At 65.0% G+C, this 15,819-nt stretch carries 14 protein-coding genes; 6 read left to right on the forward strand and 8 right to left on the reverse strand.

Annotation, left to right across the window (positions count from 1 at the left end; translation table 11 throughout):
* Positions 1–225: 225 nt before the first annotated feature.
* The 4 genes from Pth03_RS19320 to Pth03_RS19335 all read left to right on the forward strand — a co-directional run bounded on the left by Pth03_RS19320 (position 226) and on the right by Pth03_RS19335 (position 4,384).
* Positions 226–648, forward strand: coding sequence for a hypothetical protein (locus Pth03_RS19320; RefSeq protein WP_203945719.1), 423 nt, complete (start codon positions 226–228; stop codon positions 646–648).
* Positions 649–663: 15 nt separating this feature from the next.
* On the forward strand, positions 664–2,226 hold the full coding sequence (locus Pth03_RS19325) for an HAL/PAL/TAL family ammonia-lyase (protein ID WP_203945720.1): 1,563 nt from the start codon (positions 664–666) through the stop codon (positions 2,224–2,226).
* Between the two features lie 305 nt (positions 2,227–2,531).
* Positions 2,532–3,452, forward strand: a complete 921-nt coding sequence (locus tag Pth03_RS19330) for a PspA/IM30 family protein (protein WP_203945721.1) — start codon at positions 2,532–2,534, stop codon at positions 3,450–3,452.
* Between the two features lie 224 nt (positions 3,453–3,676).
* Positions 3,677–4,384 (forward strand): hypothetical protein, encoded by a 708-nt coding sequence (locus tag Pth03_RS19335; RefSeq protein ID WP_203945722.1) that lies wholly within the window; start codon positions 3,677–3,679, stop codon positions 4,382–4,384.
* Here the strand turns inward: Pth03_RS19335 and Pth03_RS42525 are convergent.
* Entirely contained in the window at positions 4,378–4,848 is a 471-nt protein-coding gene (locus Pth03_RS42525; RefSeq protein WP_203945723.1) for a hypothetical protein, read from the reverse strand. The two genes, Pth03_RS19335 and Pth03_RS42525, sit on opposite strands and share 7 nt — an antisense overlap.
* A 170-nt stretch (positions 4,849–5,018) precedes the next feature.
* Positions 5,019–6,332, reverse strand: coding sequence for an alpha/beta fold hydrolase (locus tag Pth03_RS19345; protein WP_203945724.1), 1,314 nt, complete (start codon positions 6,330–6,332; stop codon positions 5,019–5,021).
* A gap of 114 nt (positions 6,333–6,446) precedes the next feature.
* On the opposite strand from Pth03_RS19345, the gene Pth03_RS19350 reads away from it, so the two are divergent.
* Positions 6,447–6,812 (forward strand): MerR family transcriptional regulator, encoded by a 366-nt coding sequence (locus Pth03_RS19350; RefSeq protein WP_203945725.1) that lies wholly within the window; start codon positions 6,447–6,449, stop codon positions 6,810–6,812.
* A gap of 585 nt (positions 6,813–7,397) precedes the next feature.
* Positions 7,398–7,916, forward strand: coding sequence for a YxiG-like protein (locus Pth03_RS19355; RefSeq protein ID WP_203945726.1), 519 nt, complete (start codon positions 7,398–7,400; stop codon positions 7,914–7,916).
* 334 nt (positions 7,917–8,250) lie between these two features.
* Here Pth03_RS19355 and Pth03_RS19360 read toward each other — a convergent pair whose 3' ends face one another.
* The 6 genes from Pth03_RS19360 to Pth03_RS19385 form a co-directional block, all read right to left on the reverse strand.
* Positions 8,251–8,661: a DUF5959 family protein gene (locus Pth03_RS19360; protein WP_203945727.1), complete on the reverse strand. Its 411-nt coding sequence runs from the start codon at positions 8,659–8,661 to the stop codon at positions 8,251–8,253.
* Between the two features lie 379 nt (positions 8,662–9,040).
* On the reverse strand, positions 9,041–9,430 hold the full coding sequence (locus Pth03_RS19365; RefSeq protein WP_203945728.1) for a hypothetical protein: 390 nt from the start codon (positions 9,428–9,430) through the stop codon (positions 9,041–9,043).
* A 985-nt stretch (positions 9,431–10,415) separates the two neighbouring features.
* Positions 10,416–10,781, reverse strand: a complete 366-nt coding sequence (locus Pth03_RS19370) for an ankyrin repeat domain-containing protein (protein WP_203945729.1) — start codon at positions 10,779–10,781, stop codon at positions 10,416–10,418.
* Between the two features lie 448 nt (positions 10,782–11,229).
* A complete protein-coding gene (locus tag Pth03_RS19375; RefSeq protein WP_203945730.1) occupies positions 11,230–12,873 on the reverse strand; it encodes a phospholipase C in 1,644 nt (547 codons plus the stop codon).
* Between the two features lie 50 nt (positions 12,874–12,923).
* The gene (gene efeB / locus Pth03_RS19380; protein ID WP_203945835.1) at positions 12,924–14,162 is read right to left on the reverse strand and encodes an iron uptake transporter deferrochelatase/peroxidase subunit; all 1,239 of its coding nucleotides are present in this window, start codon (positions 14,160–14,162) and stop codon (positions 12,924–12,926) included.
* A 44-nt stretch (positions 14,163–14,206) separates the two neighbouring features.
* Positions 14,207–15,433, reverse strand: coding sequence for an EfeM/EfeO family lipoprotein (locus Pth03_RS19385; RefSeq protein ID WP_203945731.1), 1,227 nt, complete (start codon positions 15,431–15,433; stop codon positions 14,207–14,209).
* Between the last annotated feature and the right edge of the window lie 386 nt (positions 15,434–15,819).

Raw genomic sequence — 15,819 nt, forward strand, 5'->3', positions numbered from 1 at the left:
TACCTGCGGGATCTGGTGCTCGGCGCGCTGGAGAGTGGCGCCCTTGACTCTCGCGATGGAGTATGGCGGCTGGGGGACGAGCCTCTGCCGACGAGCCACCTTCAGGACCTGGTTGCGAACCGGATACGAACCCTCTAGCGCGGGCCGTACTCGAGCACCTGGCGGTGTGCGGACCGGTCGGCGCCTCCGCTTTGACCGCTCTCGCGCCCGTGGAGGTGCTCGAAGGTGGAACGTTCCGGCCTCGTACAGGTAGGGGCAGAAGGGCGACGCAGGCCGGTGACACTGTCCCATCCCTTGTACGCCCACGTGATCTGGAACCGGCCTTCCCAGCTCGCCGTCGACCACATGATGGGCGCCCAGATCGCGAAGGTGTCCGAGCTGGGAGCGCGTCGGCTAGACGACCCGGTGAAGGTGGCGATCCGGCAGCTCGGGGGAGGCGGCCAGGCCGATCCCGAACTTCTCGTACGGGCGGCGCGGCTGAGCAGGGGCGCCAATGACTTCCCCCGGGTGAAACGGTTGGCCCGCGCCGCACTGACGGCGGCCGATCCCACATCCCGGTCTGATCGCCGCCCCGACTTCCGCATCGGCTCCGCAGCGACGCGCCGGCCGAGTGGAAGCCCTGCAGGGACATATGCAACACAATCATGACAAAGGAGCCAGCAAGTGAGCACTGCGCCCAGCTTACGTATGCCTGAGCTGTCCATTGAACGGCCGCTACACGTGGAGGATGTCGAGTCGGCCAAGGGTCCATTGCAGGTCCTGATGCACGGCGACGTCCTTGATCCGGTTCGCCGCTGTCATGAATTCGTGATCAGTCAGAGCACAGGCGAGACCATGATCTACGGTCAGACCACCGGGTACGGTGCCCTCGTCAACTACCGTGGCAGGGCGGATGACACGGACAGGGCCGAAGGTCTCATCGACTTCCTCACCGTCGGGCAGGGCGATCCCCTTCCTGCCGAAGTGGCGCGCGGCATGCTGTTGGTGCGCCTGGCCACTCTGTCCCGGGCCCGCTCCGGGGTGTCCGCGAAGGTGCTCCAAGCACTGGCCGCCGTTCTCGCCACCCCGCTGGTGCCGGTTGTGCCGCGGTACGGCTCGGTCGGCGCGAGCGGTGACCTGGCACCACTCGCGCACGCCACCCGGCTGCTCACTGGGCATGGCGAGGCGTTCGTGCACGGCACGCGCCTGCCTGCCGGGGAAGCCCTGAAAGGAATGGGGATCACTCCTCTCACACTGACTGGACGCGACGCGCTGGCGCTGGTCAACGGCACATCACTCTCCTGCGCCGCGGCGGCACTGGCGGTAGCCCAGGCCAAGAGGTCACTGCTCGTTGCGCTGCATCTCACGGCTGCTCTGGCCGAGGCTCTAGGCGCGTCTCCGGCCTTCGCCGACGACGACCTCGCTGCCGCCAGCGGGCACGCGGGCGTTCGTGCGGCTGCGGCCGAACTGCGCGACCTTCTCGCCGGTGGGGTAACCGTTCCCGATAGGCCGTTGCAGGAGGTTTACAGTATTCGCTGCGCTCCTCAACTCGTCGGCGCTGCATGGTCGGCATTGGAATGGGCCGGCCAGACGGTGGAAGCGGAGCTGAACGGGGTGAGTGACAATCCTCTGTTCTTTCCCGAGCAGAGCAAGGTGGCACACGGCGGCAACTTCTTCAGCCAGTCGATCGCTTTCGCGGCCGACCTGGTAGCGAACGTGCTCACCCAGCTCGCGAACCTAGCCGAGCGGCAACTTGACCTCCTGGTTGACCCGCACCGCAACGGCGGACTCCCTCCTTTGCTGGCCGCTGACCCTGGTCGCCAGCACGGTCTCACCGGCGTGCAGATCGCTGCGACCTCCGTCGTCGCGGCTATGCGGAGGGAATGCCTCCCTGCGGGAATGCAGAGCCTCCCCACCAACCTGCACAATCAGGACGTCGTACCGTTCGGAAACCAGGCCGCGCTCAGCGCACTGGAACAGGCCGAGCGCCTGAGATGGATGCACGGCATGCTGGCGGTCGCTCTTCGGCAGGCCTTCCACCTGCTCGACCGGACCCCGCAAGCGTCGGGCGCTAGCTCCCTTGTCGCCGCACTGGCGCCCTCAATCGCACCGCTGACCGAAGACAGGCCCTTGGACGAGGATGTCCGCACCGCTGCTGACGCCATGGATTCCCTCGTCGCCGATCGCGCAGCGGGTCTTGTCATTCCTCGCCTTAAAACCGCCCCAAGCCACCGCGAGGAACAGTAAGCAATATCAAGTGGCGCGGGTACACGCGCGGACGAATAGAAGACGCCGCAGACAGGCATGCTGAACCGTCTCGCCTTCCATGGAAACCACCGTGACAATCCCTGCAATGGGTCAAGCCCCGCCGTTCCTGGAACGATGCGCAGGAACGGTGGGGCCGGATGGTCCCAGTCTTGGACGCCTCCCACCAACCCGGGGCACCTCAGGTCACTGTCGATGGGGGGCCACTCAGCACGCTGCGAAGCGGCTCCTGAAACAAAATGGCCTCTGGCCAACCAATCATCGTCCGCCGTCATAACGGAGAGCGCATGACCTATCGGGTCCGTATGTCCGCTGAGGTCCGGGATTGGCTGTCTACGCTGGTAGCTCAAGATCATGAGAAGGGCAGGGCGATTGGCGAGGCCGTGGCGGTCTTGTTCGAATGTGACGCCGAAACGGGGGCGCCTCTGGTCGTCCCTCTGCAGTCTGCGCTCCGCACGCAGAGTCCCGGCAGCGCACTCGATTACTGCTACCGGCGCCTGCTCCAACTGCTGCAGCGGATTCGCCGAGACGTCGCCGATATGGCAGCTGCCCGCAAACGCCTGGGACTGCAGATCAGTAGGGCCGGCCACGAGCAGAATGCTCGCGTTGCGCGGAGGCGGTACGAGGAGTTGGTGAGGGAAGAGGAACGCGCTGCCCTGCAGTCACAGCGGCTCCAGGCCAAGGTGGACGCGTTCCGGGTCCGCAAGGAGGTCGTCAAGGCCAACTACACGGCGGCGCAAGCCAGGCAGGAGATCGACAAGGCGTTCGCCGCGGCCGGTGAGCCGAGCATGTCCGAACGGGCGGTCGACGACATGACTGCTGTCCACGCCGCCATCAGCGAGTTGCTGCAGGTTGCTGACGATCTACAGCGGCAGCTTAGCGATGACGCGGCCAATGAGGGCACAAGTGAGTTGCGGCTTGAGTCGGCGGATCTGCGCCTTCTGTTCGCAGCAGAGTCCCCGGACACCGCGGTACTGCTAGTTGTGGGGATGGGCCAGGACTGGGGGGCGTGGTATGACGAGGCGTTGCCGCTGGCACAAGCGGAACGCGAACTTGCAGGCGACGACTTCACCGACTACGACCTGGCAACGTTCCTCTCCGAGTACTTCCCTGGTGAGGAGACCGAGGTCCGTGCGGGGGCCTTCCGGCTGATTGAACTGAACCGTGCACAAGAGATTGGGCCGACAGGCGCGGACGGTCTCCCTTGATCGAGCTGGGACGGGACTGAACTGTAAACCCAAACTGCAACCCTCAGCCGGGCGTGGTGACGGCTTCCTCATCAGGACCATCCCCGCCGTGGTCACAGGATTGCGCCGCGCTTCTTACGATTGCTGGGCGGTCGTGGACGTGAGCGGTCGTGCGAGGTTGTCACCCATTGCAGTACGCCGACCATGCGGGGTCCCTACTGCAGCGAAGCCAACACGATGGAAAAATGACCGATTACCAGCTTGCGTCCGACGCTGAGCCTGCCCGGTGGATCGTCGATCGGATCGGCCCGTTCGGCGTGGACGTACTGTCGGTGCTGCCTGCTGGTTTCGACAGATACGCGCGAGTGTTCCACCCGGCCCATCTCGACGGTCAGACGGTGTCCTGGCGCCAGGTTGCCGAGGCCAACGGCCGCATTCCACATCCGGGGATGCAGTGGCCGTCGATCACGGGCGACTACCGCTTTCACTGGCGGGATGATCAGCCAGGTCTGTGGGATCAGCATCCAGCAGAGGGCACCATCCCCGCACATCTCGCGCGCCTACTCGCGACTGAGTTGGCCCGGCACACCACGACCCCGGAAACATGCTGGTACGGCGTCTGGGTAGGTTTCGGCGGGGTGCCCGTGCCACCAGAGGCTGCCCGGTTCGAGATCCCTGAGAGAGAGATGTTCCTGCTGCGGGGGACTGTGACCACCATCGTGGACGCCCCGGCACTGGACGGCTTCGATCAGCGGCCGAACCTGTGGTGGCCCGACGATCACGCGTGGTGCGTGGCCACAGAGATCGACTTCATGACCACCTACGTCGGCGGTTCTGTGACGGCCATCGCCGCGCTGCTCGCTCTCCCAGATGTCGAGATCATGGCGGTACCCCCTCAGATGCGGACCACCTTCGACGGCGACACGGTCAACCCGTCGCCGGCCGGTCACTGATCACCTGCCAAGCTCGCAGCGGTTACGAGCGGCGATGCGGAGGTGCCAGCAGAATGCCAACCGGTGTCGTAACCACTATCAGTGCCAGACAGGGCAGCGCACCTTGGGGCAGTTATTTCGGCCTTCGTGTGCGGAGCGGGCGACGGGAATCGAACCCACGCTGTCAGCTTGGGAAGGTTGCGTCCACGGGAGCGGCCGCCCAGCACCACCGACCCGGCGTCGCTGCCGTGCCGTACCGCGGTCCGTCCGGGGTTGTGTCTGCCCCTCGACCCGCACAGGGCGGTGACGTCCTCCTCCAGGAGCGCGAACGTCACCGCCAGCCCGGACTGCACGGCCAGCGCGAGCAGGCCGTCCTTCATCGAGGCGGCGATCTGCTCCATCGCGACGCTCACCTGTGACGGGACGGCCACGTCTTGTGCGGCTTGCTGGGCGCGGCGGCGCTGGTTCTGGTAGGTCTTGCTCACGGTCCCCGTCTCCCTACTCGGAGTGATTTGGCGATTGCTTGAGACCTACCACCAGGTAGGCCGCGAGGCGGGGACCACCACTTCAAGTTCTACGAGCTACGGGACAACCTCGAACGTATTGCCGCCGAGGTTGAGCGGGAACACGTCGATGCCACTGGCGCCCAGCGCGCTCACGGGAGCACATCCGTGCGCAGGCGGGTCTGGACGAACTTCTCTATCCGCCAGGAGCCATCGACCTTGGCGAACTCGCCGTGATAGTGGCCGTAGCCGCGCACCGTGAGGGTGCTGCCGTCGATCCAGTCCTCCATGTTGATGGTCGAGGACGCAGCCACCGGCGAGTGGACCTCGGTAGTGAAGGAGAACAGGTGGTGGATCGCGGTGGCGTCGCCGACGCTGGTGGTGATGACGTCCTCGATCTCCTTCGGGCCGGCCATCTGCATAACCTGGACGCCTTGCGGGTCATAGATCGTGAAGGTCGCCTCCGGTGCGAACAGCCGCGCGAGCTGGTCGAACTGTTTGTGGTCGGCGTAGTAGGCGTACCGCGCCATGAACTGGCGGATCTCGTCGACGATGACCAGCCGCTCAGTATCGGACACCGCGAAGAATTGGCGGAATCGCTCGGCGGTGGCCTGCGGGTTGTCGAACGCGTACGCGTGGGAGGCCTGCGCAATGACATCGGTTTCGATGTTCTCGGCGACCTCCCGGACGCCGGCCAGCAGCTGGTCGCGGTAGTAGCCGTGGTCGCCGTTGAGCGCCAGGACCGGCATCGGGAGCCGGGTCGTGAACTCGGCCCGGTTGGCCTTGCCGTCCTCGATCATGGCGCCGTAGTGCTGGAAGCCGCCGCGGATGCCGTTCGGGCCGGTGAAATGCGGCAGATAGTGGGCGACGCCGTATTCCTCGGCGTCCGGCCGCACCGAGGTCAGCCGGTAGAACGGCGTGAGGTATTCGGTTTCCTTGCCCTGGGTGAGGAACGTGGCTAGGTCGACCTGGCCGTGGAACCCGAAGCCGAAGGTGCCGCCCTCGACGGAAGGGTTCATCATCTCTTCAAGGCCGAAGCCGGGGATCAGCGTCTCGGAGAGCACCAGCCGGCGGACCTCGTCAGGGTGCCGTGACGCGTACGCGTAGACCACCATGCCGCCCACGTCCATGCCGACCAGGTTGATCGGTCCGAGACCCAGCCCGAGCACGATCTGCCGGATGTCCTCGGCGACGTTGGTCTTGGCGAAGGTGTCGCTCTCGGCTGGGTCGGAATCGCCCATGCCGCGCAGGTCGGGGGCTAGCACGGTGTAGCCCTGGGCCGCCAGCATCGGCATCAGCTCACGCCATACCGCCCAGGTGAACGGGAAGCCATGCACCAGCACGACCGCCGGGCCGGCGCCGCCGATCACGTAGTGGATGCGGGTGCCGTTCCCTTCGGCGTAGCGGTGGTGGAAGCCGGGCAGGCCGTCTACCGCAGTTCCCGGTTCGGGATGAGTCACAGTCATTGGAGCCTCCTTGATTGTCGGTCGGCTCGAACGTAAACCTTGGAGTATGCTTCAAGGTCCAGGGTGATCCGCGTCTCACTCCACTCCGCTCGGATCGACAGGGAGGCTCAGCGCATGTTGATCGGCGAATTCGCTAGACGCGTCGGCGTCAGCACCGACACGATCCGCTTCTACGGGAAGGTGGGCTTCTTCTCCAGCAGCCGCAGCGAGAACGGCTATCGGCATTACACCGAGAAGGACATCGAAACGGCCGACCTCATCGCCTCCGGGAAATCGATAGGTTTCTCCCTGCGCGAGATCCTGGCCTTCTCCCAGGAGATGACCGACGGCGTGCTAGATCACGCGCGAGCACAAGAGAGCCTGCAGTCCAAGATCAACCTCATCGACGAGCGGATCGCATCACTGAAACGAGTCCGGAAGCTGGCGAAGCAGCAACTCGACTATTGCCAGGCGGTGGAGGCGCAAGAGCTCTCTGTGTGAGACGCCGCTCTGGGCAGATAACGAAGTCCATTACCAGGAAGGTCGTCGACCACGCGGCGGGATCGGCGGCGTACGCGTCAAGCATCCCGGGCCGCCGTCGAATCGGGCAAGCCCCGGCACCCTCCCTGCCCCTGAGCGCTCTCTCCGAGGCCCTGGAGCTATGAGGATCGCGCCCGTTCCCGTGGGAAGGCATTGGGAAGGATCAGCCGCACACGCCCGGCGAGGGCCGTATACGGCCGGACCTGAGCACTCCCCGCCCGAGTGTATAACCGCAGGTCAGCAGGTGTTTTGGCTGGTCAGGATGGCGCGCCCTGCAGGATTCGAACCTGCGACCGGCGGATTAGAAGTGGGTCGCCTTCATGATGGGCCGATTGGTTGCTAGCTGCTGATGGTCAGTCGGCTGCGGTGCTGCGGGGCTGATCATTCCGGGCATATTCCGGATCTTGCTCCTGTCGGCGCGCTGATTCCTCAGCTCTCGTTCGTGGGCGGGCGGTGGGTGCTCGGCATTCAGGCGGTTGTCCCTGGAGGAGGGCAACGCCGCTTGACCTGACCACAGTCTGGGCGCGCTGGTGTACAACTGCAACCATGGATAGCGAGGCTCTCCAGCGGGCGCTGGACGATGTCTTTGACCAGGCGCTGGTGTTCCACGGGTTCGTCGACTACATGCGCGACTACGAGGTCATCGTGTACGCAACGGCCGATCCGAGCACCGGAATTCAACCTGCTTACTTGCGATATCTGTTCCGGTATTGCGTTGATGCCCGATGCCAGACAGCGGTTCCTTCGGAGATCTGGCACGAGTCGTTGGATGACCGCCTCATCGACTACGAGACCGGCGTAGACCTCGATGGGTACGTCTGGGGTGTGAAGTGGCACCCCCTCTATCCCGGGGCTACAGTCATGGCTGAGTCGACGTCGGCTGATGCCTGGACCGCAGCCATCGGGATTGAATTCCACGAAGTGCGTATCCAGACCAACGCGCATGACCTGACCTTGGTCTTTTCCGACTTGGACGTGAGCGAGCTGCCGCCCGGCTACACACCTTTCTCCGTGCCTGTCGAGGTAGAGGCCGCGGCCGACTCCGTCGAAAACAACCTGCAGTAGCGCCCACGCCGGACGGTTTTGTCCCTTGGCCCGGCCAGAGCGCGGTGCCGGTGCGCGTGCCGGCGTCGCGACTCTCAGGCGAGAGATACGTCCAAAGCATGGGGGCGGACCATCCTCAGTCCGCTCTCGGACCTTCTGTTTACAAGGTTCCCAAACGATCTCCAGCGGCGTCCGAATCAGTTCGCGGCGCTGGTCGACAACGCCGCGGCCGTTCAGGCCCGTACGGCTCCATCCGGCATCGTCCGCACCGGTGGCTCCCAAGATGGCTCCCAAAGCGCACCGGGCCACCTATAGAAAGGCGCTGGCTGGCTCGTCGGGCTAATCCGACGACCTTCTACGCTGACGGAATCGGATTCCAGTTAGTCGTCAGGTCGTGGAGTCGCTGCCGGTGGCTCGCGATCCAGTCCTCTGGTGGGACGACTGGAACGCGCACGGTGACCATGGAGCCGGTCACGTCCTCAACGACCACTTCTGGGCAGTCACGCTCGCCCGTGAGCTGGATGGAGATGGAAGGTCCTCTGCCCATGGCCATCCATGCAATGTCCTCGCCGGCGTCGAGTCTGGCTAGGGCGTCGGCCCATGCTTCCAGTTTTGAGGCCGACAACACCAGGTCGATGCGGCCGCTCACAAAGGGGGTCTGGACGACGATCTCAGCCGCAAGTCCGGCAGACCAGTCAGGATGACGCCCCAGAACCTTGACGCAGACGCTGTTGCCCTCATCATCGGCAAGGACGACCAGATCCATTGGAACGACCCCGGCCATAGCGTTCCCTCCATCGATGCGCCTGAGGGATTGTGGCTCACCTGCGGTCCTCAGCACCAACGCATTCCAGTTCGCCCGATGGCGGACCAGGGCCATGTTTCGGCCTTCCGCGTGTGGGGCGGATGACGAGATCGGACCCGCGCTGTCAGCTTGGGAAGTGTATGGATCAGGGGTCGTAGGGCCGCTGAGCTGGGCTTCAGGCCGGTCGTGAGTGACCGTGGTTGACCCCTCGTCCCCCTCTCTAATTGCACGCTGATTGCACGACGATCAGGCGGGTCACCCGCGGCTTGACGGGTGTAGCTGCTGCTCAACTCCCACACCGCGTGCCAGTGGTTGATGAGCGCAGCCGCTCCCTACCGGGTCAGCGGTCAAACCACGCTTTAGCAGAGGGCAGGAGCAACAGAAGGAGTACGACGACGGGCAGGACCAGGCCGTACATGTTGGGAGGGGGGTCGAGCGCACGTGTGGAGATGTAGGTGAGGGCCATGAGGCACTCAAGTCCAAGCGCGGCGATCCTGACCCGTCTTCTACGCGAGATCCACTTGCCTGCCCACCAGCCGATCAGCACTGCGATCACAACGCTGAGGCCGAGAACCAGCGATGTCAGGACATCACCTTTGCCGCCCGACGCCGCCAGCAGAGCGATAAGCAGCACGCCGGACAAGAGTCCCAGCGCCCCTTGGACGATCATGATGAACTGGGCACTTTTAACCGCGAGCGACATGCGCTCGTTCTTCTCTGCCTCAGCCACAGGACCTCTTGGGGGGCTCGCAGTTTACCTAGGCACTGGGTGTCTGGTCGTGTGCCTCATAAGGACTGTAATGGTGATCAGAGCCTACTTCCTGCGAGGCTGCGGTCCCGTCCCGGATGTCACCGTGTGGCTGTGACTCGGGCTCTGAACCTCATGCCTAGTAAGAACCGCCCCGGAAATACATGCTCTAGTGTGGCCGCGGACGGTCGCCGCGCTCATGTGCGACGTCAGACCGGTCGGCAGGCGCCGACCGCTTGGCTAGAACTCGCAGCCTCTCCAAGCCGGCGAGGACATCAGAGCGATTGCCAGACGCCTTCATCCATCGTGGCAATCGCGCGAACATGGCCATCGTCGGCCGAGCGACGCCACGCTCACGTAACCGGGCGCCAACGTAGGCCGCCAGCTCGTTGACGTGCTCCTCGTTGTAGGCCCAGAGGATCTGGCCGACACAACGGGTCTGAAGCCACAGAGGTCGACGGAAGAACGGGTCCTCAGTGCCTCCCAATACCACGCCGACCAACCCGGCACCCCGCATTTCGGGCGCCCACTCGGCGACGGTTCCGCACTCCGCGCAAGTCAGACGGCGCGGCCGGTACAACAGCTCACTGAAGTATCTAAGTTCAGGAAGACCCGGCAGGGGAACGACGACGGCACAACCGCCGCACGGCGGGCACACTACGAGGATTCGGCCGGCGAACTGAGCCAACCACCGTCCAGGGTCGTGGTGGCGGTCCGGATAGATGCCCGGCTCAAGCTCCATGGCGGACACCATGACAAAGCGGCGATCCTGTCTGCAACCAAGTTTGCGTACCCGCGCACAGTTCACCCTGCCTGATCACCCCGTATGCCGTCGACCCGCCCGAAGGGGAAGCGGACCCGGCGGCCTTGGTCTGCTCGGCTTGTCCCGGGTCGATGGCCGGCGGGGTGATCAGGCCTCTACCTCAGCCATATACGGGCCGGTGAGGGGTGAGCAACCCCTCGGCGATCACCCTGGAGTCGGAGCGCCCCCGCCGGAGGCATGCTCCTTATCCAGGCCTGGCCTTCGAAGCCACGAGTGGATCAGCTCGACGGCAAGCCAGTGACCGCTAAACGTCGCCATCTGCAGGGGCGTTCCGTAACGGTGGGATGGGGCTAAGGGGTCAGCGCCGCGGGCGAGAAGGTATGCCGTCACATCTACATGTAGAGGCTCGCCGGTCTGGTGGTGTCCATCGATCTCCCCGTCTATGGCGTGATGCAGCAGTGTCAATCCAGACGTATCGGCGTCTTGAACGTCGTGCCCGTTGTTGAGCAGGTCGCGCAGCGTCGGTAAGTCTTCATGTTCGACCGCCAGATGGGCGGGGCTCCACTCCATTTGCGGAGTGTGTCATACGCGATTCATGCGGCACGAGCCGCCGGCGGCCGGGACCGGCCCCCAGGCCGCATGCCCGGCCGACGAGCGGGCGGAGGGCCGCGAGGCGGCGCGCAGCGCCGCCCTTGATCTCTATGAGCGCAATTCGGCAAGCATGAGCCTGGCGACTTGAGCCTAGCGCCACTGCGCTGACATATCGTCGCGTCCGTACGGGCTCGCGCCTGGAGCTAACCCGTGGCCTCTTGATGATTGCTAAGGAACCAGTTACTACCTCACATCCTGTCTCGGCATCATGCAATGGGGATGTCGCTGGCTACTTTCCGAGGGACCGGAGGACCCTTCCGATCGAAGCCATTCAGTAATCTGGGTCTTTGATGCAATTGGGCGGGGTCAGCAGAAGCTGACCCCGCCCATTTTCAGGTGTTTCATTCAGTGGTTCGTAGGAGTTCTGCTAGTTCTTGCGGTTGCCGTTTCCGTTACCGTGGACCTTTGACTCGGATGCGACGGTGCCGTTGGCGGCGAGGGTGAGGCGCATCGCCTGTCCCGGGGGTGCCTTGAAGTCGAACATGTTGTCCAGGTCTCCGGAGGTGGCATCGGCGGAGACACCGCCGACCCTTCCGGTGTTCCAGTTGTCCTCGATGAACTTGAGGATGGAGGACTGGGTGGTCAGGGTGTGGTCGATGAAGTTCTTCTTCGCGTAGGGCGAGATCACCAGGAGCGGCTGGCGGGGGCCGGGGCCGCAGCGGTTGACCTGGCCGCCGATGTCGAGGGTGGCGGCGTTGGTGCAGATTGCGGAGTTGCCGCTGGCGGCGCTGCCGTTGGTGATGGTGGCGGCGACGTGGTCGTACCAGCCGTCGGAGTCGTCGTAGGCGATCACGATCGCGGTGTCGGCCCAGGCGGGCGAGGCCTCGATGGCGTTGATTTCCTTGACGAGGGAGATCTGCTCGTCGACCGGGTTGGAGCTGCCGGGGTGTCCGTCCTGGGCGGCCGCGGCCTTCACGAAGGAGACCGCGGGGAGCTTGTCGGCGGCCAGCGCCTGGTAGAAGTAGCTGACGTCGTAGTTGTGGTTTGCCTGGCCGTCGTGGCCGACCTCGTCGAGCGAGGCGGGCAGGAGGTGGTGCGGGTTGGAGGTCGACTCGTAGTAGGCGAACGGCGCGTGGTGTGGCACATAGGCGCCGAGCGGGAAGTTCGCGTTCTCCGCGGTGATCGGCACCATGGCGCCGCAGACGGCGTAGCCGGTCGGGCTGTCGGCCGCGGTCGTGGTCGGCGTGAAGCCGTCCTCGAACCATCCCCAGCTGACGCCGCGGGAGTTGAGCAGGTCGCCGATGTTCTTGCCGGTCATCATGGTGAGGTTGCCGGTCTTGGCGTGGTTGCTGTCGGCGCAGTCGTCGTAGAACGGGTCAGGGTCGCTCGTCACGGTCGTCGTGGTGGTTGAGGTCGGGACCCCGGTGACGGAGTTCACGCTGAGCGCGCCGGAGGTGTTGCCCGAGACCAGGTTGAGAGCGCCCGGCGTGGACGGGCCGAAGCCGGTGCTGAAGCTGTTGTCGCTCATGGCGTAGTTCTGGGCCAGGGTCCACAGCGCGGTCACGGTGTTGCCGTCATAGTAGTCCATGACGATTCCGTCGGTGCCGTAGAGGGTGGACGGGCTGCAACTGCTGGTCTCGGTCTCCTCGACGAAGCGGTCCATCAGGCCGCCATCGAAGGCCTTCTGCTCACTGCCGTAGGAGTGGGACTGGTCGCAAGTGAGCGCGTGCGCCGCGTCGAGACGCTGCGGGTTGAACGCGTTCGGGTTGTTGGTGAGCAGGTCCGGGTGGGAGATGTAGTTGTTCGGGATCGGCGTTCCCGTCTTGGCGGTGAACGTGGTGCCGTCGGTGTTCGCCGCATGCGGGTAGGTGCCGAAGTAGTGGTCGAAGGAGTTGTTCTCGTCGTAGATCACCACGACGTGCTTGATCGGGGTCGCAGTCTTGGCGGAATTGTCGGCCTTCGGTGCGGCGTTGGCTGACGTGCCGAGGTTAGCGACGCCGAACACGGTCGCGGCCACGGCGGCAACCGACGCGGCCGCGACGGCGGCGCGTTTGTAACCGATGGAGCGCATTGCATGGTGCCTTTCGGGTTTTCCTTTTGGTGGGTACTTTCGCGGGCCGGTCAGTTCATCAGGGTGCGGCCGAGCCAGTCGTTGGAGTCGCGGGCACCGGGCAGCGCGAAGTAGTAGCCGCCGCCGAACGGGGAGATGTAGTCGGTCAGGGCTTCATCGACCAGCCGCTGCTGCACGGCGGCGAACTGCCGCTTGATGTCTTGGTTGAAGGTCGTGAAGATGAGGCCCATGTCGAGCTGGCCGTTGGTGTCGGTGCCGGCGTTGTAGTTGTAGCCGCGACGCAGCAGCCGCGAAGAGTCGGTCGCGGGCGTACGCGGGTTGGCGAGCCGGATGTGGGCGCCGGTGGGGATCGCGTCACCGTTCGGGTCGTTGAGGTAGTCCGGAGTGTCCGTCTCGTTGACTCCGGTCAGGGGCGCGCCGACGTCGCGGGAGCGGCCGATCATGTTCTCCTGCTCGCGCAGCGAAACCCGGTCCCAGAACTCGACCAGCATGCGGATGAGCCGGACGACGTGGTAGCTGCCGCCCGCGGTCCAGGCGGGTTCGCTGCCGTCGGTCGCGGCCCAGACCAGCCGTGCCATCTCGGCCGGGTCGTGGATGTTCGGGTTCGCGGTGCCGTCCTTGAACCCCATCAGGTTGCGGGGTGTTCCGGTCGGGCGAGGCGGGGAGATGAACCCGTCGGTCCGCCACCGGACAGCCATGCCGCCGCGGGTGGCGCGGGTGATGTCGCGCATGGCGTGGATCACGGTGTCGGCATGGTCGGCGCGCAGCTGCAGCAGGAGGTCCCCGTCACACATGTCGCGGCGCAGCGCGTCGTTCGGGAAGTCCGGCATCGTCACCAGCCGGGCCGGTTTCCGATCCGCCAACCCGTAACGGTCATCGAACAGGCTCGCGCCCACCGACAGCGTCACGGTCAGACCATCCGGGCTAATGTCGGGCCCCACGACGCCAGAGTCCGACGGCGGCGCGGTGATGCCGACCGACGGCGGCGCACCACCAGCAGCCAGAAACCGTGCCCGGCTAGTGACCGCCTGGAACAGCTCGGACAGCTCGGCACGATCGGCTGCGGTGACATCGAGCGCCAGGAATGCCGCTGCGGCTTGGGGCGGAGTGAGCACACCCTGTTGGTGCTCGCCGTAGAAGGCGAACCGCCCACCGGTAGGCGCGGCCGACGAGTCCGCAGCCGATGGCGCTGCGTCGGCGTGAACGGCCGCCGCACCTATCCCCGCGCCGAGGGCGGCGGTGCCGAGGCTCGCGCCGACCGCGCCCAAGAACCCACGCCGGCCCACCATCCGCGTGGGGCCGTTTCCGCCCGTGCTGGCGTTCCGGTTCTGGGTCACTGGTCGGCCACCCTCGGGTCGGTGACCGCGGCGATGGGGGCGAGCAACTCCACGGTGCGCTCCAAGTCGGCGTCGAGCGCTTCGCGCTGGGCGCGGTCCAGCGAATCCAACGCCCGCCAGGTACCGCCGGTCTTGTAGGAGGCGACCAAGGTCGCGGTGCGGGCCAGCCACGCGTCCGCGTCGCTCAGCCCGGCGTAGCGGGATGTCACGAGGGGGCGGATCGGGTCGAGCACCGCGCGGGTCGCCTCGATATCGGCCGCAATCACCGCCAACCCGGTGTGCGAACCGGCGTCGTCGGCACCAGTGAGGGTGAACTGGATCGCGTCTTCCAAGATCTCATGCGAACGCAGACCGAGATCGATGGCGTTCACCGGCGTCTTGGCCAGCGTCGCCGTTAACGATCCGATGTCGGTGATGAGCCGCGAGGCGACCGGCGCGGCGTCGGCGATCGGTCGATCGCTCCACAACAGCGCCTCGATCTTGCGCAGCCCGTGCAGATCGGAGTCCTCCAGCGCCGAGCTACCGGCGGCTGGATCACCATCAATAGCGTCGGCCAGATCCCCGAACGCCCCGTAGGCCGCACCGAGGCGCGAGTAGTCCTGCTGGGCCGTCAGCCAAGCCGCCTGTGAGACAGCACGGTCGCCACTCACAATCGCTGTGTCGAGTCGTTGTGCGTCGCTCGCCAGTCCCTTGATACGGGAGCCGACCCACTCGTTGTAAGTGTGAGCGGCGGGAAGCAAATCCGCTCGGGTCACCACCTCGATGCCAGGAGTCGGGACAAGCCCAGCCGGGGAATCACGCACCGTCACCACCGGCCCGGCGATCGGATCGTTACCAGCCGGCATACACACGAACCGGTACCGGCCGTCGGCGAGAGTGACCCGCAGGTGGTAGACCGTGCTCGGGCCCAGACCCTCAGCCTCGGCATACACCTTCCGGTCATCGGCCCCTTCGAGGTAGACCGCTTCACCGGCGACGGTGGAATTCGACACCGCGAAATCGAACGCGCCGCCGGTGGCCGGACCCGACCAGCCGTCACCACATGCATCGAAGCCGTTCACCACCGCTATCGCGCCCGCCGAAGGCGAAGAGGATTCCCGACTTAAACCGAAGGTCCGCGACGCGAACACCGCACTCACTGCAATAAGCGCGGCCGCAACGATCATGGCCACAACCACCAACAGCCGCCGCCCGCCGGGCACGACAAGAACGGAAGAACGCACGGCAAGGGCTCGCAGGGTAGACAGCGGTTAACGAACTGAACTTAAGGCCACGCTTGGCAGCACAGTCGTTTGACGCAAGAGTTTTCCCACGAGATTCATGCTCAGTTCAGCGACACCGCTCAGATTGTCAACAGATGTTCATCCGGGCGTTATCTCGGCTGCTCAGCCTCGTGACGTACTTCACAGTTGTTTACCCTTGGTCTTGTTCTCAAGCCAATCCGATGGCCTGGTTCGGATTGCGGATGATGTTGTTTTTGAGAAAGAAATATCTACTGAATTGCTTCGGGGGCGGTTAGGGTCCATCACGGGCGGGTTGGCTGCAATATCCGAACTACAAAATGATCCAACCGTTGATAATTTGACGTTGGGCTGCATTATTCGTGATG

It is taken from the genome of Planotetraspora thailandica, from assembly GCF_016863335.1.
Lineage (GTDB): Bacteria > Actinomycetota > Actinomycetes > Streptosporangiales > Streptosporangiaceae > Planotetraspora > Planotetraspora thailandica.

What these genes read in the sequence shown, in the direction of transcription:
- Pth03_RS19370 (WP_203945729.1), bottom strand. Translation starts at nt 10,781, where the DNA reads ATGGAGTGGAGCCCCGCCCATCTGGCGGTCGAACATGAAGACTTACCG.
- Pth03_RS19355 (WP_203945726.1), top strand. Translation starts at nt 7,398, where the DNA reads ATGGATAGCGAGGCTCTCCAGCGGGCGCTGGACGATGTCTTTGACCAG.
- Pth03_RS19335 (WP_203945722.1), top strand. Translation starts at nt 3,677, where the DNA reads ATGACCGATTACCAGCTTGCGTCCGACGCTGAGCCTGCCCGGTGGATC.
- Pth03_RS19330 (WP_203945721.1), top strand. Translation starts at nt 2,532, where the DNA reads ATGACCTATCGGGTCCGTATGTCCGCTGAGGTCCGGGATTGGCTGTCT.
- efeB (WP_203945835.1), bottom strand. Translation starts at nt 14,162, where the DNA reads ATGGTGGGCCGGCGTGGGTTCTTGGGCGCGGTCGGCGCGAGCCTCGGC.
- Pth03_RS19375 (WP_203945730.1), bottom strand. Translation starts at nt 12,873, where the DNA reads ATGCGCTCCATCGGTTACAAACGCGCCGCCGTCGCGGCCGCGTCGGTT.
- Pth03_RS19345 (WP_203945724.1), bottom strand. Translation starts at nt 6,332, where the DNA reads ATGACTGTGACTCATCCCGAACCGGGAACTGCGGTAGACGGCCTGCCC.
- Pth03_RS19360 (WP_203945727.1), bottom strand. Translation starts at nt 8,661, where the DNA reads ATGGATCTGGTCGTCCTTGCCGATGATGAGGGCAACAGCGTCTGCGTC.
- Pth03_RS19350 (WP_203945725.1), top strand. Translation starts at nt 6,447, where the DNA reads ATGTTGATCGGCGAATTCGCTAGACGCGTCGGCGTCAGCACCGACACG.